The sequence below is a fragment of the Streptomyces gilvus genome (genome assembly GCF_022513565.1).
GTDB lineage: Bacteria > Actinomycetota > Actinomycetes > Streptomycetales > Streptomycetaceae > Streptomyces > Streptomyces gilvus.
The window spans coordinates 62,048-86,704 of the sequence record NZ_JAKWBE010000005.1 but is presented as its reverse complement, the minus strand read 5'-3'; the positions used below and the strand labels follow the sequence as shown (position 1 = coordinate 86,704).

At 68.4% G+C, this 24,657-nt stretch carries 15 protein-coding genes and 1 pseudogene; 3 read left to right on the top strand and 13 right to left on the bottom strand.

Annotated elements, in window-relative coordinates; all coding sequences use genetic code 11:
• Positions 1–106: 106 nt before the first annotated feature.
• From dxs to ngcE, 8 genes are all read right to left on the bottom strand, one after another.
• Entirely contained in the window at positions 107–2,026 is a 1,920-nt protein-coding gene (gene dxs, locus MKW14_RS10500) for a 1-deoxy-D-xylulose-5-phosphate synthase (RefSeq protein ID WP_240861453.1), read from the bottom strand.
• 177 nt (positions 2,027–2,203) lie between these two features.
• The gene (locus MKW14_RS10495) at positions 2,204–3,496 is read right to left on the bottom strand and encodes a sugar ABC transporter permease (protein WP_240861451.1); all 1,293 of its coding nucleotides are present in this window, start codon (positions 3,494–3,496) and stop codon (positions 2,204–2,206) included.
• A complete protein-coding gene (locus MKW14_RS10490; protein WP_240861448.1) occupies positions 3,493–4,284 on the bottom strand; it encodes an ATP-binding cassette domain-containing protein in 792 nt (263 codons plus the stop codon). Before MKW14_RS10490 ends, MKW14_RS10495 begins: the two co-directional genes overlap by 4 nt.
• Before the next feature lie 183 nt (positions 4,285–4,467).
• Positions 4,468–5,568: a sugar ABC transporter substrate-binding protein gene (locus MKW14_RS10485; RefSeq protein WP_240861821.1), complete on the bottom strand. Its 1,101-nt coding sequence runs from the start codon at positions 5,566–5,568 to the stop codon at positions 4,468–4,470.
• 133 nt (positions 5,569–5,701) lie between these two features.
• On the bottom strand, positions 5,702–6,901 hold the full coding sequence (locus tag MKW14_RS10480; protein WP_240861445.1) for an ROK family transcriptional regulator: 1,200 nt from the start codon (positions 6,899–6,901) through the stop codon (positions 5,702–5,704).
• 184 nt (positions 6,902–7,085) lie between these two features.
• Positions 7,086–8,009 (bottom strand): carbohydrate ABC transporter permease, encoded by a 924-nt coding sequence (locus MKW14_RS10475; RefSeq protein ID WP_240861444.1) that lies wholly within the window; start codon positions 8,007–8,009, stop codon positions 7,086–7,088.
• A 4-nt stretch (positions 8,010–8,013) separates the two neighbouring features.
• Positions 8,014–8,940 (bottom strand): carbohydrate ABC transporter permease, encoded by a 927-nt coding sequence (locus MKW14_RS10470; protein WP_240861443.1) that lies wholly within the window; start codon positions 8,938–8,940, stop codon positions 8,014–8,016.
• Positions 8,941–8,989: 49 nt separating this feature from the next.
• A complete protein-coding gene (gene ngcE / locus MKW14_RS10465; protein ID WP_240861442.1) occupies positions 8,990–10,459 on the bottom strand; it encodes an N-acetylglucosamine/diacetylchitobiose ABC transporter substrate-binding protein in 1,470 nt (489 codons plus the stop codon).
• Positions 10,460–11,239: 780 nt separating this feature from the next.
• On the opposite strand from ngcE, the gene MKW14_RS10460 reads away from it, so the two are divergent.
• Together MKW14_RS10460 and MKW14_RS10455 are read left to right on the top strand one after the other, a co-directional pair.
• Positions 11,240–15,040 carry a GH92 family glycosyl hydrolase gene (locus MKW14_RS10460; RefSeq protein ID WP_240861440.1) on the top strand — a complete coding sequence of 1,267 codons (3,801 nt, stop codon included), beginning with the start codon at positions 11,240–11,242 and terminating at the stop codon, positions 15,038–15,040.
• Positions 15,041–15,060: 20 nt separating this feature from the next.
• Entirely contained in the window at positions 15,061–17,010 is a 1,950-nt protein-coding gene (locus MKW14_RS10455) for an alpha-glucuronidase (protein ID WP_240861438.1), read from the top strand.
• Here the strand turns inward: MKW14_RS10455 and MKW14_RS10450 are convergent.
• The 5 genes from MKW14_RS10450 to MKW14_RS10430 all read right to left on the bottom strand — a co-directional run bounded on the left by MKW14_RS10450 (position 17,004) and on the right by MKW14_RS10430 (position 23,291).
• A complete protein-coding gene (locus MKW14_RS10450) occupies positions 17,004–19,004 on the bottom strand; it encodes a beta-galactosidase (protein WP_240861436.1) in 2,001 nt (666 codons plus the stop codon). The genes MKW14_RS10455 and MKW14_RS10450 overlap by 7 nt on opposite strands.
• Positions 19,001–19,681, bottom strand: a complete 681-nt coding sequence (locus MKW14_RS10445) for a YesL family protein (protein WP_240861435.1) — start codon at positions 19,679–19,681, stop codon at positions 19,001–19,003. Before MKW14_RS10445 ends, MKW14_RS10450 begins: the two co-directional genes overlap by 4 nt.
• Positions 19,682–19,751: 70 nt before the next feature.
• On the bottom strand, positions 19,752–21,407 hold the full coding sequence (locus tag MKW14_RS10440; protein WP_240861432.1) for an ABC transporter substrate-binding protein: 1,656 nt from the start codon (positions 21,405–21,407) through the stop codon (positions 19,752–19,754).
• A 37-nt stretch (positions 21,408–21,444) separates the two neighbouring features.
• Entirely contained in the window at positions 21,445–22,317 is an 873-nt protein-coding gene (locus MKW14_RS10435) for a carbohydrate ABC transporter permease (RefSeq protein ID WP_240861429.1), read from the bottom strand.
• Positions 22,311–23,291 (bottom strand): ABC transporter permease, encoded by a 981-nt coding sequence (locus MKW14_RS10430; protein WP_240861427.1) that lies wholly within the window; start codon positions 23,289–23,291, stop codon positions 22,311–22,313. Before MKW14_RS10430 ends, MKW14_RS10435 begins: the two co-directional genes overlap by 7 nt.
• A 229-nt stretch (positions 23,292–23,520) precedes the next feature.
• Here MKW14_RS10430 and MKW14_RS10425 point away from each other — a divergent pair.
• A pseudogene (locus MKW14_RS10425) lies at positions 23,521–24,528 on the top strand (acetylxylan esterase).
• Positions 24,529–24,657: the final 129 nt, after the last annotated feature.

Genomic DNA, 24,657 nt, shown 5'->3' with positions numbered 1-24,657 from the left:
GAGAGTTGGGGGAGCGTATGCCCCGGCGCGGGCGGATTCACGCGAATGGGCCGCTTTCACCACCCCTGGCGGTGGCGAGAGCGGCCCATGGGAGGCGGGTCGCGCGTCAGTCCCGTGCGGGTTCGACCTCGGCGGCGGTGCGGTCGTAACGGCCGTCGAGCCTGGAGACGAGTCCGGTGACCTGGCGGGCGATGTCGGGGGCGGTGAGGCCGATCTCCGCCATCACCTCGGCGCGGGAGGCGTGGTCGAGGAAGCGCGGCGGAATGCCGAAGTCGCGCAGCGGTACGTCGACGCCCGCGTCCCGCAGCGCCTGCGCGATCGCCGAACCGACGCCGCCGACGCGGGAGTTGTCCTCGACGGTGACGACCACCCGGTGCCGCTCGGCGAGCGGGGCCATGGCCTCGTCCACCGGCTTGACCCAGCGCGGGTCGACGACCGTGGTGGAGATGCCCTGCTTCTTCAGCAGCTCGGCGATCTCCAGGCACATGGGCGCGAGCGCGCCCACGGAGACCAGCAGCACGTCCGGCGTGTCCGTGCCCGGCTCGCGCAGGACGTCCATGCCGCCCACCCGTCCCACGGCGGGTACGGCGGGTCCGACGGCGCCCTTGGAGAAGCGCACCACGGTCGGCGCGTCCTTCACCTGGACGGCCTCGCGGAGCTGGGCGCGCACCTGGTCGGCGTCGCGCGGCGCGGCGAGCCTGAGACCCGGGACGACCTGGAGGATCGACATGTCCCACATGCCGTTGTGGGAGGCGCCGTCGGTGCCGGTGACACCGGCCCGGTCCAGGACGAAGGTCACCCCGCACCTGTGCAGGGCCACGTCCATCAGGACCTGGTCGAAGGCGCGGTTGAGGAAGGTGGCGTACACGGCGAAGACGGGGTGCAGTCCGCCGTGCGCGAGGCCGGCGGCGGAGACGGCGCCGTGCTGCTCGGCGATGCCGACGTCGTAGATCCGCTCGGGGAAGGCGTCCGCGAACTTCTTCAGGCCGACCGGCTGGAGCATCGCGGCCGTGATGGCGACGATGTCGTTCCGCTCCCTGCCGAGCTCGACCATCTCGTCGCCGAAGACGGAGGTCCAGTCGGCGCCGGAGGCCTTGATGGGCAGGCCGGTGTCGGGGTGGATGGGGCCGATGCCGTGGAAGCGGTCGGCCTCGTCCTGGAGGGCGGGCTGGTAGCCGCGGCCCTTCTCGGTGAGGCAGTGGACGATCACCGGGCCGCCGAACCGCTTGGCGCGGGCCAGCGCGGACTCCAGCGCCTCGATGTCGTGGCCGTCGATGGGGCCGACGTACTTCAGGCCCAGGTCCTCGAACATGCCCTGCGGCGCGATGAAGTCCTTCAGGCCCTTCTTGGCGCCGTGCAGGGTCTCGTAGAGGGGCTTGCCGACGACCGGGGTGCGCCCCAGGAGGTCCTTGCCGCGGGCCAGGAAGCGCTCGTAGCCGTCGGTGGTGCGCAGGGTCGCGAGGTGGTTGGCGAGGCCGCCGATGGTCGGCGCGTAGGAGCGCTCGTTGTCGTTGACGACGATGACGAGGGGGCGGTCCTTGGCGTCGGCGATGTTGTTGAGGGCCTCCCAGGCCATGCCGCCGGTCAGCGCGCCGTCACCGATCACGGCGACCACGTGGTCGTCGCGCTCGAGGATCTGGTTGGCCTTGGCGAGCCCGTCGGCCCAGCCGAGGACCGTGGAGGCGTGGCTGTTCTCGATGACGTCGTGCTCGGACTCGGCCTGCGAGGGGTAGCCGGACAGACCGCCCTTCATCTTCAGCCGCGAGAAGTCCTGGCGGCCGGTGAGCAGCTTGTGCACGTAGGACTGGTGGCCGGTGTCCCACAGCACCTTGTCCCGGGGCGAGTCGAAGACCCGGTGCAGGGCGATGGTCAGCTCCACCACACCGAGGTTGGGGCCGAGGTGGCCGCCGGTCTTGGAGACGGCGTCGACGAGGAAGGTCCGGATCTCCTCTGCCAGCTGCACCAGCTCCTCGGGGCTGAGCCGGTCCAGATCGCGCGGTCCCCTGATACGGGTCAGCAGCGGCACCCGTGCCTCCTTGCAGTAGAGCTGTTGCCGGGCTTGTCGAGTCTAATGTTCCGCCTGTGCGGGTGACGCCCGGGCGGTGCGTCGTGGGTCACGCGATCGGCTGTACCCACGATCGGCCGGTCCTACGACACGACGATGCCCGGCACCTGTGGGGTGCCGGGCATCGGGTGCGGTCGGTTACGCGCGTCCGGCCGTCTTCTGCGTCTTGCGGGTGATCGCGTCGATGACGACGGTCGCCAGCAGAACACCACCGGTGATCATGTACTGCACCGGCGAGGCGATGCCCTGCAGGGCCAGGCCGTACTGGATGGAGACGATCACCAGCACACCGAGGAGCGCGTTCCAGGTGCGGCCGCGGCCGCCGAAGAGGGACGTGCCACCGATGACGGCCGCCGCGATGGCGTTCATCAGCAGGTCACCGCCACCGGCGCCCTGGTTGGCCGAGGCGATCTTCGAGGCGATGAACAGACCGCCGATCGCGGCGAAGGTGCCGGAGATCGCGAAGACCGAGATCCGGACCATCTCCACGTTGATACCGGCACGCCGGGAGGCCTCGACGCTGCCGCCGAGCGCGAAGATCTTCCGGCCGTACGGCGTGCGGCGCAGGACGAAGTCCGTGACCAGCAGCACGCCGACGAAGATCACGACGGCCAGCGGCAGGCCCTTGTACTGGTTGTAGATGATGGCCACCGCGAAGGCGACGATCGCCAGCAGCACCGTACGGAGAATGGTTTCGCTGACCGGCCGGGACGGCACGCCGGCCGCCTCGCGGCGCTTGTTGCCGAAGTAGGAGCTGAGGAAGAACAGCGCGGTCACCGCGATGGCCAGGCCGTAGGAGGCGGCCACGTCGCTGAAGTAGTACGTCGTCAGCTTGGCGACCATGCCGTCGCTGTTGAGGTTGATCGTGCCGTTGGAGCCCAGGATCTGGAGCATGAAGCCGTTCCAGAACAGCAGGCCGGCCAGGGTGACCGCGAACGCGGGCACACCGATCTTGGCGAAGACGAAGCCGTGGATCGCGCCGGCGACGGTGCCGGTGAGGATCGCCAGGACGAACGCCAGCCACTCGCTCATGCCGTGGTTGACGTTCAGCACGGCGAAGCTCGCGCCCGCGACACCGGAGACGGAGCCGACCGACAGGTCGATCTCGCCGAGCAGCAGCACGAAGACGATGCCGACGGCGATCATGCCCGTACCGACCATCGCGACGGAGATGTCGGAGAGGTTGTTCGCGCTCAGGAAGTTGGAGTTCAGGCTCTGGAAGATGATCCAGATGACCGCCAGACCGATGACGACCGGGATGGAGCCCAGGTCACCGGCCTTGATCTTGCGCTTGAACTCGGTGATGTACCCCGCGAAGCCCTGTTCGCGCACCAGCAGCCGGGGGTCGACCACGGTCGCGGCACCGGCCGCGGCTTCGGGGTTCTCCACCACGTGGTCCTCGGGAGGCGTGGAGGTCTTGTCGATGCTCACTTCTTGATCTCCCCGGAGGTGCGCGCCGCACGACGGGTCACGGCGTTGTCCGTGGCGCCGGTGATGGCGGAGATGATCTCTTCCTGCGAGGTCGACTTGACCTCGAAGACGCCGTTGTTGCGACCCAGACGCAGCACCGCCACCTTGTCGGCGACGGCCTTCACGTCGGCCATGTTGTGGCTGATGAGGATCACGGCGTGACCACGTTCCCGCAGCCGCTCCACGAGGTCGAGGACCTGCGCGGTCTGCTCGACACCGAGAGCGGCGGTGGGCTCGTCGAGGATGACCAGCTTGGGCTCGCCCAGCATGGAACGGGCGATGGCGACGGTCTGGCGCTGACCACCCGACAGCGAGGCGATCGGGATCCGCACGCTGGGGATGCGGATGGACAGCTGGTCCAGCAGCTCGCGCGAGCGGCGCTCCATCTCGACCTCGTCGAGCACGCCGTACTTGCGGACCTCACGGCCCAGGTACAGGTTGCCCACGACGTCGATGTTGTCGCACAGCGCGAGGTCCTGGTACACCGTCGCGATGCCCAGGTTCTGCGCGTCGTGCGGCCTGTTGATCGAGACGGACCTGCCGTCCCACTCGATGACGCCCTCATCGATGGGGTGCACGCCGGCGATCGTCTTGACCAGCGTGGACTTTCCGGCGCCGTTGTCGCCCACCAGGGCGACCACCTCACCGGCGTGGACCTCAAGCTCTACGTCGGTGAGCGCCTGGACGGCACCGAACCGCTTGGAGACCCCGCGCAACGCCAGCACGGGCGTAGCGGACACGTGAACCATCTCCTTCGCCGCCTGACCCGGCGGGAGGTTGTGCAGAAGTTTGGGGGGCTGATCCGTCCGGCGCCCCGCAGCTAGCTTGCGGGGCTGTGTGATGCGCGGGGCGCCGGAGGAGCCTTCGGAGCGGGCGTCCCGTAGGGGAATTCAAGAGCGAATTCCCCTACCTGGGAAGGGACCTGCCGCTGTCTACTTCAGGCCGATCTTGTCGCAGGCGGCCTTGTACTGGGCCGTGCAGATGTCGGACACCGTGTAGATGCCGTCCTTGATGACGGTGTCCTTGATGTTGTCCTTGGTCAGCGAGTAGACCGAGATGATCTTCGCCGGGATGCCCTTGTTGGTCGGGCTGTCGACCTTGTCCGGGGCGACGGAGCTGAGGTCCTTGCCCTGGGCGATGTCGACGGCCATCTCCGCGACGGTGTTGGCCTCGGTCGGGTAGGGCTTGTAGACGCTCATGTACTGCGTGCCGGTCACGATGCGCTGCACCGCGTCGAGCTCCGCGTCCTGGCCGGTGACCGGGACCTTCAGGCCCGCGGCCTGGAGGGCGGTGATGATACCGCCGGCCATGCCGTCGTTGGCCGAGTAGACACCGATGATCTTGTTCTTGCCGAGGGCCGAGATCGCCGCCTCCATGTTGGCGTTGGCGTTCTCCGGCTTCCAGTCCTTGGTGTCGTAGGACTTGCCGATGTTCACCTTGCCCTGGAGGACGGAGAGGGCGCCCTTCTTGAACTGGGCGGCGTTCGGGTCGGTGACCGAGCCGTTCATCATGACGATGTCGCCGGACTTGGCCTTCGAGCCGAGGGCGGTGAGCAGGGCCTGGCCCTGCGTCTTGCCGACGGTCTCGTTGTCGAAGGACGTGTAGCCGGAGATCGGGCCCTGGGCGAGGCGGTCGTAGGCGACGACCGGGATGCCGGCGTCCTTGGCCTTCTGGACCGAGTTCTTGATGGCCGCGGAGTCCACCGCGTCCACGATCAGCACGTCGACCTTCTGGGTGACCATGGTGTCGACCTGCTGGGCCTGGAGGCTGGCGTCCTGCTTGGCGTTGGCGTAGACGACCGAGCCCTTGCCGTTGGTCAGCTCCTTGACCTTCTTCTCGATCAGGGGCTTGTCGAACTTCTCGTAACGCGCGGTCTGGTTCTCCGGAAGCAGGAGACCGACCTTGATGTTGTCGCCCTTCTTGGACGCCGAGCTCGAAGAGCTGCTCTTGTTGCCGGACTCCTTGGCAGAGCCACAGGCGGCCAGCGAAACGGCCATCGCACCGGCAGCAACGGCAAACGCGGCACGACGCATACGCGTGTTCACTTCAGAAACCTCCCTGACGAGGCCGCGACGTTGCGGCCGAGGTGGCTGGAAGTCAACTCGGCCACACGTGCGACGTCAAGAAGTAAATCCTTAACGAGATGGCAACGGTGCCATCCGTTCTCTAAGTGAAGGCAGGGGTCGCCGCAGTGAGCGTGCCGTCCAAAAGGGTCGAATCACCCATCTCACTGAGCGCGAGAGCGAGTGCTCCGAGCACCTCCGCACGGCCCCCAAGTGCCCCGGGGAGAACGGACAGTTGGCGCGCCGCGCTGGGGATGGCGTAGCGGCCGACGGACTCCCTGATCGGCCCGAGCACCAGCTCACCGGCCTCGGCGAGATCACCGCCGAGCACCACCCGGCTCGGGTTCAGCAGATTGCAGAGATTGGCGACTCCAGAGCCGATGTGGCGGCCGACGTCGGCGATCACCCGACGGCAGCCCGGGTCTCCGTCCCTGGCCAGCCGCACGACGCCTTCCATCGTCAGATCCGTGCCGTGACTGGACTGGAGGAGCGGCAGCACATAGCGCGCGGCCGCGAAGGTCTCCAGGCAGCCCCGGTTTCCGCAGCGGCAGACGGGGCCGGATTCATCAAGAGTAATATGACCGATTTCTCCCGCTGTGCCACCCGGCCCGCGATAGATCTTCCCGTTGATCACCAACCCGGCGCCCACACCGCTGGCGACCTTGATGTACGCGAGATCACGAACGCCTCTGCCGCTGCCCCAGACCAGCTCGCCGAGGGCGCCGAGGTTCGCGTCGTTGTCCACGTGCACCGGCACGCCGAGCCGCCCCCGCAGCTCCTCGGCGGGCCTGGTGCCGGTCCAGCCCGGCAGGATGGCCGTGGAGCCCAGCGTCCCGGACTCCACGTCGATCGGCCCGGGTACGCCGAGGCCCACCCCGGCGATCTTCGAGCGGTCCACGCCCGTTGCGCTGATCAGGCGATTGACCAGCTCCTCCGCCCGGTCGAAGCCCTGGGTCGAGGAGGCGTCCACGTCCAGCGGCTCGGACTCCTCGGCGAGCACCTGATGGGCGAGGTTGCCGACGGCGACCCGCAGGTGCGTGTGCCCGAAGTCGACTCCTATGACGATGCCGGCGTCCCCGCTCAGCGAGACGCTGCGGGCCCTGCGGCCGCCCGCCGAGGTGGGCGTGACCTCGACGGTTCCGCCGTCCTTGAGCTCACGGACGATGTTGGAGACCGTCGCCGCGGACAGGCCCGTGGTCCTCGCGATCTCCGCCTGCGTGAGGGACCCGGCCAGCCGGACGGCCCGTACGACCCGTTCCAGGTTGGCTCGGTGCAGCGACGACTGCGACCCCGGAGTCTCCACGACGACCTCCTGCGCACGGGACCGCCTCGATGAGGCCCCGACTATGTCCAACTAGTGAACTCTAAGCTGAGCCGTTCGGGTTGCCTCCCGTCAAGAGGTTGAACCGGATCCGGGTGTATGGACGCACATATGAGCGGCGCCGCCCCCCGGTAAAGGGAGCGGCGCTCGTGGAGTCCCGCGGGCTTTATTTGAGGGCGCCGGCCGTCAGTCCCTGCACCACCTGCCGCTGGAAGACGATGTACGCCGCCAGCACGGGCAACATCGCCATCACCAGGCCCGCGAAGAGACCGGACCAGTCGCCCTTGTACCCCTGGCTGGCCGCGAGCTGGACAAGCCCCTGGGTGAGCACGCGCTTGTCCGGGTCGGTGTTGAGCACCGTGGGCAGCATGTACTGGTTCCACTGGCCGAGGAAATTGAAGATGCCCACGCTGATCAGGCCGGGCTTGGCCATGGGCAGCATGATCTGGAAGAACGTGCGGGTGTGCGAGGCCCCGTCGACGAAGGCCGCTTCCGCGACCGAGGTCGGCAAAGTGCGGAAGAACGCCGTCAGGAAGAAGACCGTGAACGGCAACGAGTAGGCGATGTAGACCAGGATCAACCCGTGGATCGTGTTCAGCAGGCCCATGTTGTTGACGACATAGAACAGCGGGACCAGCGCCAGCATGATCGGGAAGCTCATGCCGCCGATGAAGAGGAAATAGATGAAGCGGTTCCCCGGGAAGTCGAACCGGGCGAGGACGTACGCCGCCATCGAGCCGAGCACCAGGGTGCCGATGAGCGAGCCCGCCACCACCAGGATGGTGTTGAGGAAGTAGTCGCTCATGTTGGCGTCGGTCCAGGCCCGCGCCCAGTTGTCGAAGTGCAGCTTGTCCGGCAGCGCCCAGGGTGAGCTGAAGATGGAACTGTCGTCCTTGAAGGACGTCATCACCGCCCACAGCAGCGGCAGCACGACCATGAAGGCCCACAGGACGAGCATCCCGTGCGAGAAGACGTTGAGGACCCTGCCCTCGGTCTTCTCCTTCGCGGGCTTGGCGGCCGGGACGTCGACCTTGCTGACGGTGGCCCCGGACTCGGCCGGTACGGAGGCATGGGTGTCGGTCGTCTTCATCTGATCAGTACTCCAACCGCTCGCGTCGGCCCAGCCTCATCACGATCGCCGCGAACAGCAGCGTCACGACCAGCAGGGCGACGCCGATGGTGGTCGCGTAGGCGGCCTGCCCGTCACGGAACGCCTTCTGGTACACGTACAGGACCATGACGGTGGTCGAGTAGTCGGGACCACCGGGTCCGGTCGTCATGATCTGCACGACCGCGAACGACTCGGCGCCCAGGGCCAGGATGCCCATGTAGACCCAGCCGGACTGCACGGTGTCCCACAACAGCGGCAGGGTGATCCGGAAGAACGTGCTGATGCGATTCGCTCCGTCCAGCAGCGCGGCCTCGTAGAGGTCCGCCGGGATGGAGGCCATGCCGGCGGAGAAGAGGACCACGAAGAAGCCGACCGTGGACCATACGAGCACCGCCATCACGCACCACAGGGCCAGGCTCGGGTCACCCAGCCACAGGGGCTGGACGCTGTCGAGTCCGATGCCGCGCAGGAACGAGTTGATCGCGCCGCTGTCCGGGTTGTACGCGAAAGCGAACAACAAGGCGACGATGGCGATCGAGAGCACCTGCGGAAAGAAGTAGACGATCTTGTAGAAAGAGGACCCGCGGACACCGGAGATCGCCGGGCCGCCCTTCCTCCTCCGCCCGCCCACGTTGATCATGAACGAGAAGAACAGGGCCAGGCTGATCGTCACCAGCGGCAGCACCAACGCGAACAGCAGGCTGTGTTCCAGCGATTTCCAGAAGATCTCGTCGTGGAACATCCTTCTGTAGTTGTCGAAGCCGACCATTTTGAATTCGGGGCTGAGACCGGTCCAGTCCGTGAACGAGTAGTAGATGGACTGGATGAACGGCCAGACGACGAATAGCGCGTAAAGGCCCAGGGGAAGCGCCAAGAACCCCACGATGAACCGGTACTTGCCGTGCTGCATTACTACCTACCCCGATCTCTGGGCGGGTGCTGCCGCTGGTGACGGACTCTCACTGGTGCTTGTAGTGCTTGATCGACGTGTCCTTGGCGGCCGCGTCGGCAAAGCCCTGGATCTTCTTGATGGTTTCCGCCGGGGTGGCCCGGCCCGCCATCATCTCACCGAGGCCCGCCACACCGATCTGCTCCTTCTGCAGCTGTACATACCAGTCCTGCAGGCGCGGATTGAGCACGTTCTGTCCGGCCAGCTTCAGCGCCGCCACACCGGACGTGAGCCCCGGTGTCAGGGAGATCCCGGTGGTTCCGCCGTTGTACGCGGTCAGCGACTTCACCTTGGTGGTGAAGTTCTTCGAGGAGGCCTCACTGAGCATGATGCGCAGTTGCTCCATGCCGCCCTCGGGGTTCTTCGCCTTGGCCGGCACGATGAAAGGCTCACCACCCGAGGCCCAGATCGTCCCGAACGGCATCTTGTCGGAGCTGTCGATGCCGGTCGGCGCGGAGACGGCCAGGTTGAAGTCGGAGGGAATGACGTTCGCCGACTCGTTCTCGACCCAGGATCCGTTCGGGATGAACAGCGCCTTGCCCTTGGCCCACGCGGTCTGCGACTGGATGTGGTCCAGGCCCGGCGTGCCCTGGAGGATGTAACCCTTCTTGTAGAGCTCGTAATAGGCGTCGAAACACGCCTTGACGGCCGGGTGCTTCCACGCGTTCGGCTCAAGGTTGTCGATGGCGTCGAGGACCTCGCGTCCACCCACCTTGCCGATCATCGGGTAGAGCGAGAACGGGATGTAGTACGGGTACTTGCCCGCGTACGTCCAGCCCGCCATGCCCTTCTTCTTGGCCTTCTCGCACACCGCGAGCATCTCGTCCCACGTCTTCGGGTACTCCGCGTCGAGCGAGTCCAGGGCCTTCTGCGAGTACCAGACGCCGTACACCGTGTAGGCGTAGTACATGATCCACACCGGATTGCCGTCGAACTGACCCATCTCCACGATGCCGGGACGCAGCGTGTCACGGACCTTCTTGTTCGGGTCGTCGTAGGACGGGGCGTCGAGCAGCGGGGTGAGGTCGGCGAGCTGGTTCTTGCCGACCAGCACGCCCATGTCCATCTGCTCGGCGCCGGAGTTGTCGATGAGGTCCGGCGGTGTTCCCTGGTTGAAGCGGGGCTGAAGGGTGGACTGGATCTTCTGGGTGGCGGAGAACTTCACCTTCACCTTCGGGAAGTTCTTCTCGTAGATCTTCACGGCGTCCTGGGCGTACTCCTTGCCGAAGCCGCCGTCGAAGAGCACGAACTCCATTCCCGCGGTCTCGTTGACGCCGAGGGGGTTCTTGGCGGTCTTCTTGCCCGCCTTGGCCTTGCTTCCGTTGTCGCCGCCGCCGCTGCTGGCACACGCCGACAGAAAGCTCATCGTGGGGACGGAGATCAGGCCGAGCGCGGCCGATCGCTTGATCAGATCGCGGCGGCCGACTCCGGTCATGTCGCGGTCGTCGGTGCCGTTGCTCTCGGTGTGCGTGGAACCCATCAGAACTCCTTCGAGGGAACTGCCCGCTTCAGCCAGTGGAGGAATCGAGGGCCCCTGAGGACGCCCCGGGACGGAGCCGGGACGGCCACTTCACGCGCATGGGTGAAGTGGTCAGGAACCGCGTAGTTGACATGCCGGCGATGTACGAAGAGTCGCCGCGTGGTTGGGGCCCGGAAGGTTCGCGGATTCGCCGGTGGCGCGCAGAGCCTCGGACTGCATCGGGTACGGGTCGCCCACAGCTGTCGACGATCCGCGCCTGCACGTTCCCCCTCCGTCCGACGGCGCGACAGACACAGGCGCTCGGGGAAATGACCTGCGCGCTGAACGTCCTCACCTGGGCCGGGCCGGCCCTCCACGGCGCTGCTCGGCCGGCGCCGCAGGTGGCCCGCGCGTTCTCGCCTGGGTGGAGTCACGCTCACAGTCCTCGCCTTCTCCAGGACTCAGGCGGTGAACCGGATCCTCCGGGCACCGCGGTCAGGTCAAGCAGGGTCGTGCAGGACGTACGGATCATGCCGTGTCGATCGTGTGAAGTGCCGACAGGTATAGTCCACTTCCCGCGGACGGAGCAAGATCGAATGCAGGGTTGGCCATCGGTCTTTTCCGAGTTGAGACCTGCCGGAAATATGAGCGCCCTGTGTACCGCTTGCCGGAAAAATCCGCGACATAAGCCCTGAATGCCACACTCAACACCCTTGACAGCACAGACCACTTGACCCACTACTGGTCTCTGCGCAGCAAAGTTGACAACGTTGTCCAGATGGCGCGGGAGGGTGCTGGTCCATGAGACACAGAACTCGGCACAGGCGGGGTACGGCGGTCGTTCTCACGGCCGCCTTTGTCATGGCCGTGGGGTCGCAGGGGGCGGCGGTCGCTCTGCCGGAGGCTCCGGCCGCGGCGGACCGGGAGTTCGCGTCCTCCTTCGAGGCGGGAGACCCGGCGCCGACCTGGCTGAACACGGTGGACACCGCGCCGGACGGGAGCAAGCGGGCATCCGGCGTCGACGGCGGCTACAGCAGCGGTGTCGCCGGGAACGTGAACGACCATGTCACGGACGTCCGGGCCAGCAGCGAGAACTCGGGCGGCGGCGAGGTGAAGGAGAACCTCGTCGACGGCGAGTCCGGCACCAAGTGGCTGACCTTCGCGCCCACCGGCTGGGTGGAGTTCGACCTCGACAAGCCGTACGCGATCACCACCTACGCGCTGACCTCCGCCAATGACGAGGCCGGGCGCGACCCGCAGGACTGGACCCTGCAGGGCTCGACGGACGGCAAGGACTGGAAGACCCTCGACACCCGCTCCGGTCAGTCCTTCTCGGAGCGGTTCCAGACGAAGCAGTACGACCTCGCGGCGCCGGCCGAGTACGCGCACTTCCGGCTCGACATCACCAGGAACAACGGCGCCGACATCCTGCAGCTGGCGGACCTGCAGCTCTCCACGGGCGGCAGCGGCGGCTCGGTGCCCGAGGACATGCTGTCCCTGGTCGACCGCGGGCCCGCCGGGTCGCCGACCGCGAAGGCGGCCGCCGGGTTCACCGGAAAGCGTGCGCTGCGCTACGCCGGCCGGCACACGGCCGACGGGCGGGCGTACTCGTACAACAAGATCTTCGACGTGAACGTGAAGGTCGACCGGGACACCCAGCTGTCGTACCGGCTGTATCCGCAGATGGCCGACGGCGACCGCGACTACGACGCCACGAACGTCTCCGTCGACCTGGTCTTCACCGACGGCACCTACCTCAGCGACCTGGGCGCCGCCGACCAGCACGGCTTCCCGCTCAGTCCCCAGGGCCAGGGCGCGTCGAAGGTGCTGTACGTCAACCAGTGGAACAACGTGGTCTCCAGGATCGGGTCGGTCGCGGCCGGGAAGACCGTCGACCGGATCCTGATCGGGTACGACTCCCCCAAGGGCCCGGCGAAGTTCCGGGGCTGGCTGGACGACCTGGCGATCAGGCCGGTGGCGCAGGAGAAGCCGAAGGCGCATCTGTCGGACTACGTGCTGACCACCCGGGGCACCAACTCCAGCGGCGGCTTCTCGCGCGGCAACAACTTCCCCGCGACCGCGCTGCCGCACGGGTTCAACTTCTGGACCCCGGTGACCAACGCGTCCTCGCTGAGCTGGCTGTACGACTACGCGCGGGCCAACAACGACGACAACCTGCCGACGATCCAGGCGTTCAGCGCGAGCCACGAGCCGAGCCCGTGGATGGGTGACCGGCAGACCTTCCAGCTGATGCCGTCGGCGGCCGCCGGCACTCCGGACACCGGCCGCGAGGCGCGTGAGCTGGCGTTCCGGCACGAGAACGAGACCGCGCGGCCGTACTACTACGGGGTGCGCTTCGAGAACGGTCTGAAGGCCGAGATGGCCCCGACCGACCATGCGGCGGCCCTGCGCTTCACCTACCCGGGCGACGACGCGAGCGTGGTCTTCGACAACGTCACCGAGCAGGCGGGGCTCACCCTCGACAAGGCGAACGGGGTCGTCACCGGCTACTCGGACGTCAAGTCCGGGCTGTCGACCGGCGCCACCCGGCTGTTCGTGTACGGCGTCTTCGACAGGCCCGTGACGGACGGCTCGGCGAGCGGCGTCAAGGGCTACCTGCGCTTCGACGCGGGCTCCGACCACACCGTGAACCTGCGGCTGGCCACCTCGCTGATCAGCGTCGACCAGGCCAAGGACAACCTGCGTCAGGAGATACCGGACGGCACGTCCTTCGACACGGTCAAGAAGGACGCCCAGCGGGCCTGGGACGGGCTGCTGGGCAAGGTGGAGGTCGAGGGCGCGACGAGCGACCAGCTGACCACCCTGTACTCCAGCATGTACCGGCTGTACCTGTACCCCAACTCCGGTTTCGAGAAGGTGGGTTCGAAGGAGCAGTACGCCTCGCCGTTCTCCCCGATGCCCGGGGCGGACACCCCGACCCACACCGGGTCGAAGATCGTCGACGGGAAGGTGTACGTCAACAACGGCTTCTGGGACACCTATCGGACGACCTGGCCCGCCTACTCGCTGCTGACGCCCAGTCAGGCGGGCGAGATGGTGGACGGGTTCGTCCAGCAGTACAAGGACGGCGGCTGGACGGCCCGTTGGTCCTCCCCCGGCTACGCGGACCTGATGACCGGCACGTCCTCGGACGTGGCCTTCGCGGACGCCTACGTCAAGGGCGTGAAGTTCGACGCGAAGGCGGCCTACGACGCGGCCGTGAAGAACGCGACGGTCGTTCCGCCGACGTCGGGCGTGGGCCGCAAGGGCATGGCCACCTCCCCGTTCCTCGGCTACACCACCACCTCCACGGGTGAGGGCTTCTCGTGGGCGATGGACGGCTACAACAACGACTACGGCATCGCGCGGATGGGCCGGGCCCTCTACGCGAAGACGGGTGACAGGCGCTACAAGGAGGAGTCCGCGTACTTCCTCAACCGCGCCCAGGACTACGTCAACCTCTACGACAAGCAGGTCGACTTCTTCCAGGGCCGGGACGACCGGGGCGACTGGCGGCTGGACGCCTCGACGTACGACCCGCGCGTGTGGGGCTACGACTACACCGAGAGCAACGGCTGGGGGTACGCCTTCACGGTCCCGCAGGACACCCGGGGCCTGGCCAACCTGTACGGCGGCCGGGACGCGCTGGCGAAGAAGCTCGACACGTTCTTCTCCACGCCGGAGACGGCCGATCCGCGCTTCTCCGGCTCGTACGGCGGCGTCATCCACGAGATGACCGAGGCCCGCGACACCCGGATGGGCATGCTCGGGCAGTCCAACCAGCCCGCGCACCACATCCCGTACCTGTACGACGCGGCCGGCCAGCCGTGGAAGACGCAGGCGAAGGTCCGCGAGATACTGTCCCGGCTCTACGTGGGCAGCGAGATCGGCCAGGGCTACCACGGCGACGAGGACAACGGCGAGCAGTCGGGCTGGTACCTCTTCTCCGCGCTCGGCTTCTACCCGCTGGTCATGGGCAGCGGCGAGTACACCATCGGCTCCCCGCTGTTCAAGAAGGCCACGGTGCACCTGGAGAACGGGCAGGACCTGGTGATCAAGGCGCCGAGGAACAGCCAGAAGAACGTCTACGTCCAGGGCGTGCGCTTCAACGGCCGTGCGTGGAACTCGACTTCGCTGCCGCACTCGCTGCTGTCGAAGGGCGGGGTCATCGAGTTCGACATGGGGGCCAAGCCCTCGGGCTGGGGCTCCGGCAAGAACGCGGGGCCGGTGTCCATCACCCAGGGCGACCAGGTGGCGACGCCTCGCGCGGACGTACTGAAGGGTGACGGGCCGCTGTTCGACAACACCTCGGCGACGGACGCCACCGTGACCTCCGTGGACCTGCCGGTCTCCGGTCCGGTCAAGGGCCTTCAGTACACGCTGACCTCCTCGGGGGACCACACCAAGGCGCCGACCGGCTGGACGCTCCAGGGCTCCGCCGACGGCACCACGTGGAAGACGCTCGACCAGCGGTCCGGCGAGTCCTTCACCTGGGACCGGCAGACCCGGGCGTTCAGCGTGGGCAACCCGGGTACGTACGGGAAGTACCGTCTGGTGTTCGACGGCCAGGCGACCGTGTCGGAGGTCGAACTGCTCGCCTGAGCAATGGAGTTGGGGGTCTCATGTCGCTTCCCGTACCCGTCCTGTCCGAGGGTGTCGATCCGGCCTGGCTGCCGGAGGAGGCGTTCCGGGCGCTCGGCGGCCGGCGGATCCTGATCCGGGGATCGGGGCCGCTGGTGGAGACGGTGCACGCGGAAGCGGCCGAGGCCTGCGCCCGGTTCGGCGGCGCTCTCGTGTCCAAGGACCCGGAGCTGGTGCTGGAGTCGACGGGTGACGACGAGAGCGAGGCGTTCACGCTCGGACGCCGTGACGGTCGTACGACGGTCACGGCGTCCGGCGGGCGCGGACTGCTGTACGGCTTCTTCCACGTCGTACGGCTCGGTGCGGCGGCGTTCGAAGGCGAGCGCCAACTCCGGGAACATCGGCCCGCGTTGGCGGTGCGGATGCTGGACCACTGGGACAACGTGGCCGTGCACCCGGTCATGGGCCAGGTCGAGCGGGGGTACGCCGGCGGTTCGCTGTTCTGGGCGGACGGACGGGCCCGCGGGGACCTGGAGCGCGTGCGGGCGTACGGCAGGCTGCTGGCGGCCTGCGGGATCAACGCCGTGGCCGTCAACAACGTCAACGTGCACGCGGCCGAGGCGCGTCTGCTGACCGACCGGATCGGTGAAGTGGCGGACATCGCGGGGGCGTTGCGGCCGTACGGCATCCGCACCCATCTCTCGGTCACGTTCGCCGCGCCGATGGTGCTCGGCGGGCGGGAGACGGCCGACCCCCTCGACGACGGCGTGCGGGAGTGGTGGGCCGGGGCGACCGCGCGGGTGTACGAGGCGATCCCCGACTTCGGCGGCTACGTCGTGAAGGCCGACTCGGAGGGGCAGCCGGGTCCCTTCGCGTACGGCCGCAGTCACGCGGACGGCGCGAACATGCTGGCCGCCGCTCTGCGGCCGTACGGCGGCACGGTCCACTGGCGGGCCTTCGTCTACGACCACCGCCAGGACTGGCGGGACCGCGCGACGGACCGGGCGCGGGCCGCGTACGACCACTTCGTGCCGCTGGACGGGGAGTTCGCGGCGAACGCCGTGCTGCAGGTGAAGCACGGGCCGATGGACTTCCAGGTGCGGGAGCCGGTGTCGCCGCTGATCAGTGCCATGTCACACACCGCTCTCGCCGTGGAGCTGCAGGCCACCCAGGAGTACACCGGCCAGCAACGCCACGTCTGCTGGCTCGGCCCGATGTGGAGCGAGGTACTGCGCTTCGGCGCCCGGGACGGGCTGCCCTTCGAGGAGCTCGTGGCCGTGTCCAACGCCGGCGACGACCCCTTCTGGACCGGGCACCCCCTCGCCCAGGCCAACCTCTACACCTTCGGGCGGCTGGCCTGGCGGCCGGACGCGGATCCGGGCGGCATCCTCGACGAGTGGATCGGGCTCACCTTCCCCGGTGCCCCCGGGCGGCTGGCCGACGGGCTGCGCTCCGTGCTCGACGGTTCGTGGCGGACGTACGAGAAGTACACGGCCCCGCTGGGGGTCGGCTTCATGGTGCAGCCCGGCCACCACTACGGGCCGAGCGTGGACGGCTACGAGTACAGCCCCTGGGGCACCTACCACTTCGCCGACCGCGACGGGGTCGGCGTGGACCGCAGCCGCGCCACCGGCACGGGGTACGCGGGGCAGTACGCCAAGCCGTGGGCGGAGGTGTACGAGTCGCCGGAGAGCTGCCCGGACGAACTGCTGCTGTTCTTCCACCATGTGCCGTACGGACATGTCCTGAAGAGCGGCAGGACCGTGATCCAGCACATCTACGACACGCACTTCGAGGGCGTGGAGGAGGTGGAGCGGGCGCGGAAGGTGTGGGCCTCGCTCGCGGACGTCGTCGCTCCGGAGCGCCATGCGCGGGTGGCGGAGCGGTACGAGGAGCAGCTCCGCAGCGCCCGCGAGTGGCGCGACCAGATCAACAGCTACTTCTTCCGGAAGTCCGGGGTGCCGGACGGGCGGGGGCGGACGATCTACTGAAGGCGCAGTACGGCGACGCCGAGCGGGTCGAGGGTGAGCGGGTCGCCGCCCTTGACCTGCTTGCCGGTGAGCAGGTCGGTCGCGGTGGTGTGGGCCGTCAACTCGGCCGCTTCCGTCGCGTGGTTGAGGAGGAAGAGGAGGCGGGTGCCGTCGGGGGCGACGCGGGTCGCGGTCTCCAGGCCCTCCTGGTCGGCGTACGGGCCGATCAGGTCGTGGCGGGCCAGGACGCGGCGCACCACCTGCTCCACGCCTCGACGGTCGAGGGCGGTGGCGACATACCAGCCCTCGCCCTCGCCGAACGCGTGCCGGGTGACGGCGGGGGTTCCGGCGTAGAAGTCCGTGCCGTACGTGGCGATCGGCTCGGCGCCGCGGGGCAGGACGAGTTCGAAGACGAGCCGTGCCTCGGCCGACAGTTCGGGGACAGGTTGCGCGAACTCCGGTGGGCGGGCGTCCCATTCGTCGACGCGGACGCCCATGAGGGGCGCGAGGGGCCCGGGGACGTCGGCGAGGAAGGCGCGGTCGTGTTCGTCGACGCGGCCGGAGAGGAACGTGGTCAGGACCGTTCCGCCGCGTCGGGCCACCGCTTCGAGACGGTCGGCGAAATCACCCTTGACCAGGTGGAGGACGGGTGCGAGGACGACGTCGTACGGTGTGAGGTCGGCCGTCTGCGGGACGACGTCCACGTCGGCGCCCGCCTCGCGGGCGGCCCGGTAGTAGGCGTGGACCACCTCCTGGTACCGGACCGACCGGGAGGGGCCGTCGGAGATCTCCAGGGCCCACCAGCTGTCCCAGTCGAAGAGCAGGGCGGTACGGGCGGGGGTGCGGGCGCCGAGCGTCGCCGCGCCCAGCTGCTCCAACTGCCGTCCCAGTTCGGCGACTTCGCGAAAGACGCGGGTGTCGTCCCGGCCCGCGTGGCCGATGACCGCGCCGTGGTACTTCTCGCAGGCGCCGCGTGAGGCGCGCATCTGGAAGTACAGGGTCGCGTCGGCGCCGTGGGCGATCGCCTGGAAGGTGGCCAGACGCAGCTCACCGGGACGGCGCAGGGGGTTCACGTCCCGGCAGGCCGTCGTCGACGGGGTCTGTTCCATCAGCCAGAAAGGGGCACCGTCCTTGAGCCCCCTCATCAGGTCGTGGCCGAGGGCGGCCCAGGTCGGCGGGGCGTCGAGGGGCGGGTAGCTGTCCCAGGAGGCGAAGTCGAGGTGGGGGGCCCAGCGGTGGTAGTCGAGGGGGCGGAACATGCCCATGAGGTTGGTGGTCACGGGCGTCTCGCTGTCGTGGTGCCGGATCGCCTCCTTCTCGGCGAGGAAGCAGCCGAGCAGCGCGTCGGTGGTGAAGCGGAAGTAGTCGAGGGTGGTGCCCTGGAAGGCGGTGTGGTCGGGCCCGCGCCAGTGCTCGGTGAGGGCGCTGGGAGGCTCGATCTGGCCCCAGTCGGTGTAGCGGTGGGACCAGAAGGTGGTGCACCAGGCGTCGTTGAGGGCGTCGAGGGTGCCGTACCTGTCCCGCAGCCAGTCGCGGAAGGCCTCGGCGCAGCGGTCGCAGTAACAGGCGCCGCCGTACTCGTTGTTGATGTGCCAGGCGAGCAACGCCGGGTGTCCGGCGTACCGTTCGGCGAGGCGGGCGGCCATCGCGGTGGCGAGCCGGCGGTACGCGGGTGAGCTGGGGCAGAAGTTGTGGCGCTGGCCGTAGCGGTGGCGCCGGCCCTCGAAGTCGGTGCGGTTGACCTCGGGGTACCGCTGGGCGAGCCAGGGCGGGAGGGCCGCGGTGCCGGTGGCCAGGCAGACGCTTCGGTGCTCGGCGGCGGCCCGGTCGAGGACGCGGTCGAGCACCGTGAAGTCGTAGGTGTCCTCGGCGGGTTGGGTGAGGGACCAGGAGAAGACGCCGACGGTGAGGGTGTCGATGCCGGCCCGGGTGAACAGACGGTGGTCCTCGTCCCAGACCTCCTCGGGCCACTGCTCGGGGTTGTAGTCGCCGCCGTACCGGATCCTGTGTGTCATGCGGTGAAGTCCTTCTTGGTCTCGGCGATCACCGGGCGGCTGCTGTGGAGCAGGGAGAGCAGCAGCGGGGCGGCCAGCAGGGCGGGCAGGGCCTCGGTCAGCAGGGCGGTGAGGCCGGCGGTCAGCACGAGCAGGGAGGCGGCGGCGAGGGTGGTGCGGCCGTGCCGGAAGAGGAAGTACGCGGCGAGGCGGGCGGTGTCGCGGGCGCGGAAGGTGAACAGCGAGGTCAGGACGAGCGCGTGGGCGCCCCAGAGCAGGGAGCCGAGCCCGATGCCGGCCAGCAGCACCGCCCACCAGCCGGGCAGTCCGGTCGCCGTGAAGTGGGTGAGCGTGAAGGCGATGACCGTGAGCCAGGCCAGCAGGGGCGCCCACAGCCGCAGGACCGGGAGGGCGCCCAGGCGCCAGCCGCGGAGATAGGTGCGGGCCGGGTGGAGGTCGGTGAGGTCGCGGTCGCGGTGGTGCAGGGCGTAGAGGGCGGCCGAGAGGGCCGGGCCGAGCGGGAGCAGCCCCACGGCGGCCAGCGGGAGGTTGGACGGGTCCGGGCCGACGAGGAACAGGAGGACCAGTCCCGGCGCGGCGGCCACGAGCAGCAGGGCTTCGACGGTGACGAGGGTGTGGACGAGGGCGGCGGCACGCGAGAGGGGACCGTCGCCGAAGGTGACGGAGGGCGCGGTCATCGCGGGTCCCTTCCGAGGAGGCGGCTCTCGTCCCCCCACTCCGGTTCCTCGCCCGCCGCCTCCTCGGGAATCACCCGTTCTCCTTCTGGTAGCGCTCGTACGCCTTGTTGTGCAGGTCGACGAGCTGCTGCATGTTCTTCGCCTTCAACTCATTGACGTAGGCGCCCCATTGGGACAAGGGCCGCTTGCCGAGGATGAACTGGAGGGTGTTCTGGGTGACGTGGTCCTGGAGCGGGGTGGTCCACAGCGAGGCCTGCTCCTGCTCGGCCGACTCCAGCGGGTGGGGCGGGTCGATGGGCAGCTGGCGGCGCTGGGCCATGGCGTCCTGGAACTTCTTCTCGTCCGGGCTGAAGGAGGAGGAGACCAGGGCCCAGCTGCCGCCGTAGGTGAAGACGCCGTTGAAGAAGCCGTAGTCCTTCTGCAGGTCCTTGGGGGCGCCGGCGTCGGAGCCCATGAGGCTGATGCCGTCCTTGAGCCGGTACTTCCCGCCCGAGTAGGTGTACGTCACCCCTTCCACGCCCCACTTGCAGAAGCGCTGGCCCTCGTCGGAGTACCAGAGCCAGTCGACGAACTGCATCATCGCCACGAAGTCGGCGCTCTTGAGGGCCTTGCTGGAGACCATGACCCCGTTCTCCAGCCGGATGCCGCCCAGCACGACCGGGCCCGCGGGGCCGATCGGCACCGGGACCATCTCGATGGTGGCGCCCTTGACCTGCTTGGTGAGGTTGTAGCGGTACGTCTGCACCAGTTCCTGCGGGTTGGCGCTGATCGCGAAGGACTTCTCGCCGAGCAGCTTCTGGATCGCCTGGTCGTCGGTCTGGGTGAAGCTCTCGGGGTCCATCAGCTTCTCGGCGACGAGCTTTCCGAGGTACTCGATCATCTGCCGGTAGGCGTCCGTCGCGCCGGTGAAGACGAACTTCTTCGCCGTCGAGTCGAAGCTGATGTTGTCGTACGTCCAGCCGGCCTTCACGCCGTAGGCCTGACCGAGGTAGCTCTGCAACGCGCCCACGGCGAAAGGGGTGTTGGTGCTCCAGCGGTCGGAGAGCGGGTAGCGGTCGGGGTACTGCTGCTTGATCGCCGTGAAGACCTGGTGGACCTCGTCCCAGGTGGTGGGCAGGCTCAGGCCGAGCTTGTCGAGGACGTCGGTCCGGAAGGACAGCGAGTAGCCGGACTTGGGCTTCTCGTGCAGGCCGGGCAGCAGGTAGTACTTGCCGTCGGACTGGCGGATGGAGTCGAGTTCGGGCTCCAGCTTCCACTTCTTCACCTTGGCCTGGAAGTTGGGCATCAGGTGGGTGTAGTCGCTGACGGGGAGGATCGCGCCCGAGGACACGAACGCCACCTCGGAGGGGTGGTACGTCTTGGGGATCAGGAAGGGCGCGTCGCCGGAGCCGATGAGGACGCTGCGCTTCTTCTCGTAGTCGGCGAGGGGGACGTCGACGGGCTTCAGGGTGATGCCGGTGCGCTTGGTGACCTCCTTCCAGAACAGCCAGTTCGCCTTGTACGGGTAGCCCGGGTTGTCGTTGTGCAGCATCGAGAAGGACAGGGGCTTGCTCGCCTTGAACTGCTGGCCGACGCGGTACTCCTTCATCGCGCCGTTCTGTTTCTTCGACAGGTCCTTGGCGTCGCCGCCGTCTCCCCCGCCGCCGCAGCCGGTGAGGGTGGCGAGGCCGACGAAACCGGCGGCGGCGAGGATCTGACGCCGCGACAGCTGTCCTTCGTTCTTCACGGAGACTCCCTTGTTCCGTAGGTGAGGTGCGGATCGGTCAGCCCTTGACGGCGCCGAGCATCACGCCCGAGACGAAGTAGCGCTGGACGAAGGGGTACACGCAGAGGATCGGCAGCGAGGTGAGCACGATCGTGACCGCCTGGATGTTCGCCCCGACCTGGCTGAGGTCGGCCGTGGCGGCGCCCGCGTTGCTGCCGCCGGTGGCGCCCGCGATGAGGTTGCGCAGATAGACGGTGACCGGCATCAGCTCGGATCTGTCCATGTAGAGGAAGGCCCCGAACCAGGAGTTCCAGAAGGACACCGAGTAGAACAGCACCATGGTCGCCACGACCGCCTTCGACAGCGGCAGCACGATCCGCAGCAGGGTGCCGTACGTGCTCAGTCCGTCGATCTGCGCGGCCTCCTCCAGCTCGCCGGGCAGGCTCTCGAAGAAGGCCTTCATCACCAGCAGGTTGAAGACGCTGATGGCGTTCGGGAGGGCCAGCGCCCACACGGTGTTCTTCAGGCCGAGGCTGGTCACCAGGACGTAGTTGGGGATCAGTCCGCCGGTGAAGAACATGGTGAACACGGCGACGCCGACGAGGAGTCCGCGCCCCTTGAGCTGCTTCTTCGACAGGACGTAGGCGTAACAGGTCGTCAGGACCATGGCCACGACGGTCGAGACGACCGTGTAGTAGACGGTGTTGCCGTAGGAGCGCCAGAACTCGGAGTCGTGGAAGACGATCCGGTAGGTGGTGAGGTTGAACCCCTTGGGCCACAGGGTGACGTCACCGGAGCGGATCTGCCGCTCGCCGCTGAAGGAACGGGCGACGATGTTGACGAAGGGGTACAGGGTCACGACCACGACGAGGGTCAGGACCACCCCGTTGACGCCCTGGAAGACGCGGTAGGAGCGGCTCGGCCTCACCACAGGCTCGTCCCCACCGTGCGGCGCGACAGCGTGTTCGCCGAGGTGATCAGCACCAGGCCGATCACCGCCTCGAACAGGCCGATGGCGGCGGCGTAGCTGAAGCTGTTGGACTCCACGCCCATCCGGTACACGTACGTCGGGATCACGTCGGCCGTGGGATACGTCAGCGGGTTGTAGAGCAGCAGGACCTTCTCGAAGCCGACCGCCATGAACGTGCCGATGTTCAGGATCAGCAGCGTGATCATGGTGGGGCGGATGCCGGGCAGGGTGACGTGCCAGATCTGCCGCCAGCGGTTCGCGCCGTCGATGCGCGCGGCCTCGTACAGGTCCTCGTCGATGGTGGTCAGCGCGGCGAGGTAGAGGATCGTGCCCCAGCCGGCGGTCTGCCAGACCTCCGAGCCGACGTAGATCGTGCGGAACCAGCCGGGTTCCTGGATGAAGCGGACCGGGTCGTGGCCGAACCAGCCGAGGACGTGGTTGACCGGGCCGTCCGTGGCGAGCATCTGCAGGGTGATGCCGGCGACGATCACGATCGACAGGAAGTGCGGAAGGTACGACACCGACTGCACGAACCGTTTCAGCGAGCGCCGGCGCACCTCGTTGAGCAGCAGCGCGAGCACGATCGGGATCGGGAAGCAGAAGACGAGGGTCAGCCCGCCGATCCACAGGGTGTTGCGGAAGACCTGCCAGAAGCTCGGGTCGGTGAGGAACATGCGCACATAGCGCAGCCCCACCCACTGCTCGCCGAAGAGCGAGCCGCCCGGCTGGAACCGGCGGAAGGCGATCACGTTGCCGATCATCGGCAGATAGCGGAAGACCAGGAAGAACAGCAGCGGCAGGACGGCGAGCGAGTACAGCTGCCAGTCCCGGCGCAGCGCCCGCCGCCAGCCGCCGCGCCGGGCCGGGCGGGCGACGGTCTTCGGTGGTGGTTCCTGGGTGCCGGGCGGAGAGGCCGACGTGGTGGTGGTGCTCATGCTCGGTCCTCCCGTGTGGGCGGAGAAGTGGCCGAAACTTTCGAGCTCTTACCGGTAACTTCGCGGCAACCTAGAGGCACTTAGAAAGCGCTGTCAATGGGTGCCGCAGGAGAATCGTGAGGCGGCCGTGGGGTGTTGGAACCCGTCGGAGACGGGGTAGAACTCGAGGACCCCGTCCCCGGGCTTCCGCAAGTTTCCCTGTGAGGACCGACTCCTGCGAGGTGCCGCCGTGCCCGCGTTCGATCTGCCGCCCAGCGAACTGGAGCACTACCGCCCCGCCCTCGAAGAGCCCGCCGACTTCGACGAGTTCTGGCGGGAGACCCTCAAGGAGGCTGAAGACCAGGACCCGTTGGTGTCCGTGCGGCCGGTGGACAGCGGCCTGCGGCTGACCCAGACCTGGGACGTGACCTTCCGGGGCTTCGCGGGGGACCCGGTCCGCGCCTGGTTCAGCCGGCCGGCCGGGGTCCCGGACCCCCTGCCCGCCGTGGTCGAGTACGCGGGGTACGGCCGCGGCCGCGGCCTTCCGCACGAGCGGCTGACCTGGGTGAACGCCGGATACGCGCATCTGCTGATGGACAACCGCGGTCAGGGCGACCAGTACGGCTGCGGCGGCGACACACCCGATCCGCAGGCCGGGACGGCACCGGGCGGCCCCGGCGCGGTGGTACGGGGCCTGCTCTCACCGTACGACCACCACCACCGCCGTCTCATCACCGACGCGGTGCGCGCGGTGACGGCGGTGCGGGCACTGCCCGGCGTGGACGGCAGCCGGGTCGCGGCCGTGGGAAACAGCCAGGGCGGCGGACTCGCCCTGGCCGTCGCCGGGTTGGTCCCGGATCTGGCGGCGGTGCTGGTCACCGCGCCCTTCCTGTGCGGGATGCGGCGGGCCCTGGAGCTCACGGACGCGAGCCCGTAAGGCGAGATCACGGCTTACCTCGCCGTCCACCGGGACGCCGAGACGGCCGCCCACCGCACGCTCTCCTACCTGGAGGGCATCAGCTTCGCCCGCCGCGCCCACGCCCCGGCCCACTTCGGGGTCGGTCTGCGCGACACCGTGTGCCCGCCGAGCGGGGCGTACGCGGCCTTCAACCGCTACGCGGAAACGAGCGGCGCGGACCCCCGCAAGGAGATCCGCGCCTATCCCCACAACGGCCACGAGGGCGGCGACGCGGTGCACGTGCGCCGCCAACTCGCCTGGATGCGGGAGGTGTTGCCGATCAGCCCGACGTCGGCGTGAACACGTGCGGGTCCGTGTTCCCCGGCAGTGTCACGCGCGGTCCTGGCGAGGCTCGCCGGCCACACCCGGACAGGTACTCCCCCGGCCTGGACCGGCTCGCGGACCCGGTGGGGCGACACACCGCCACCG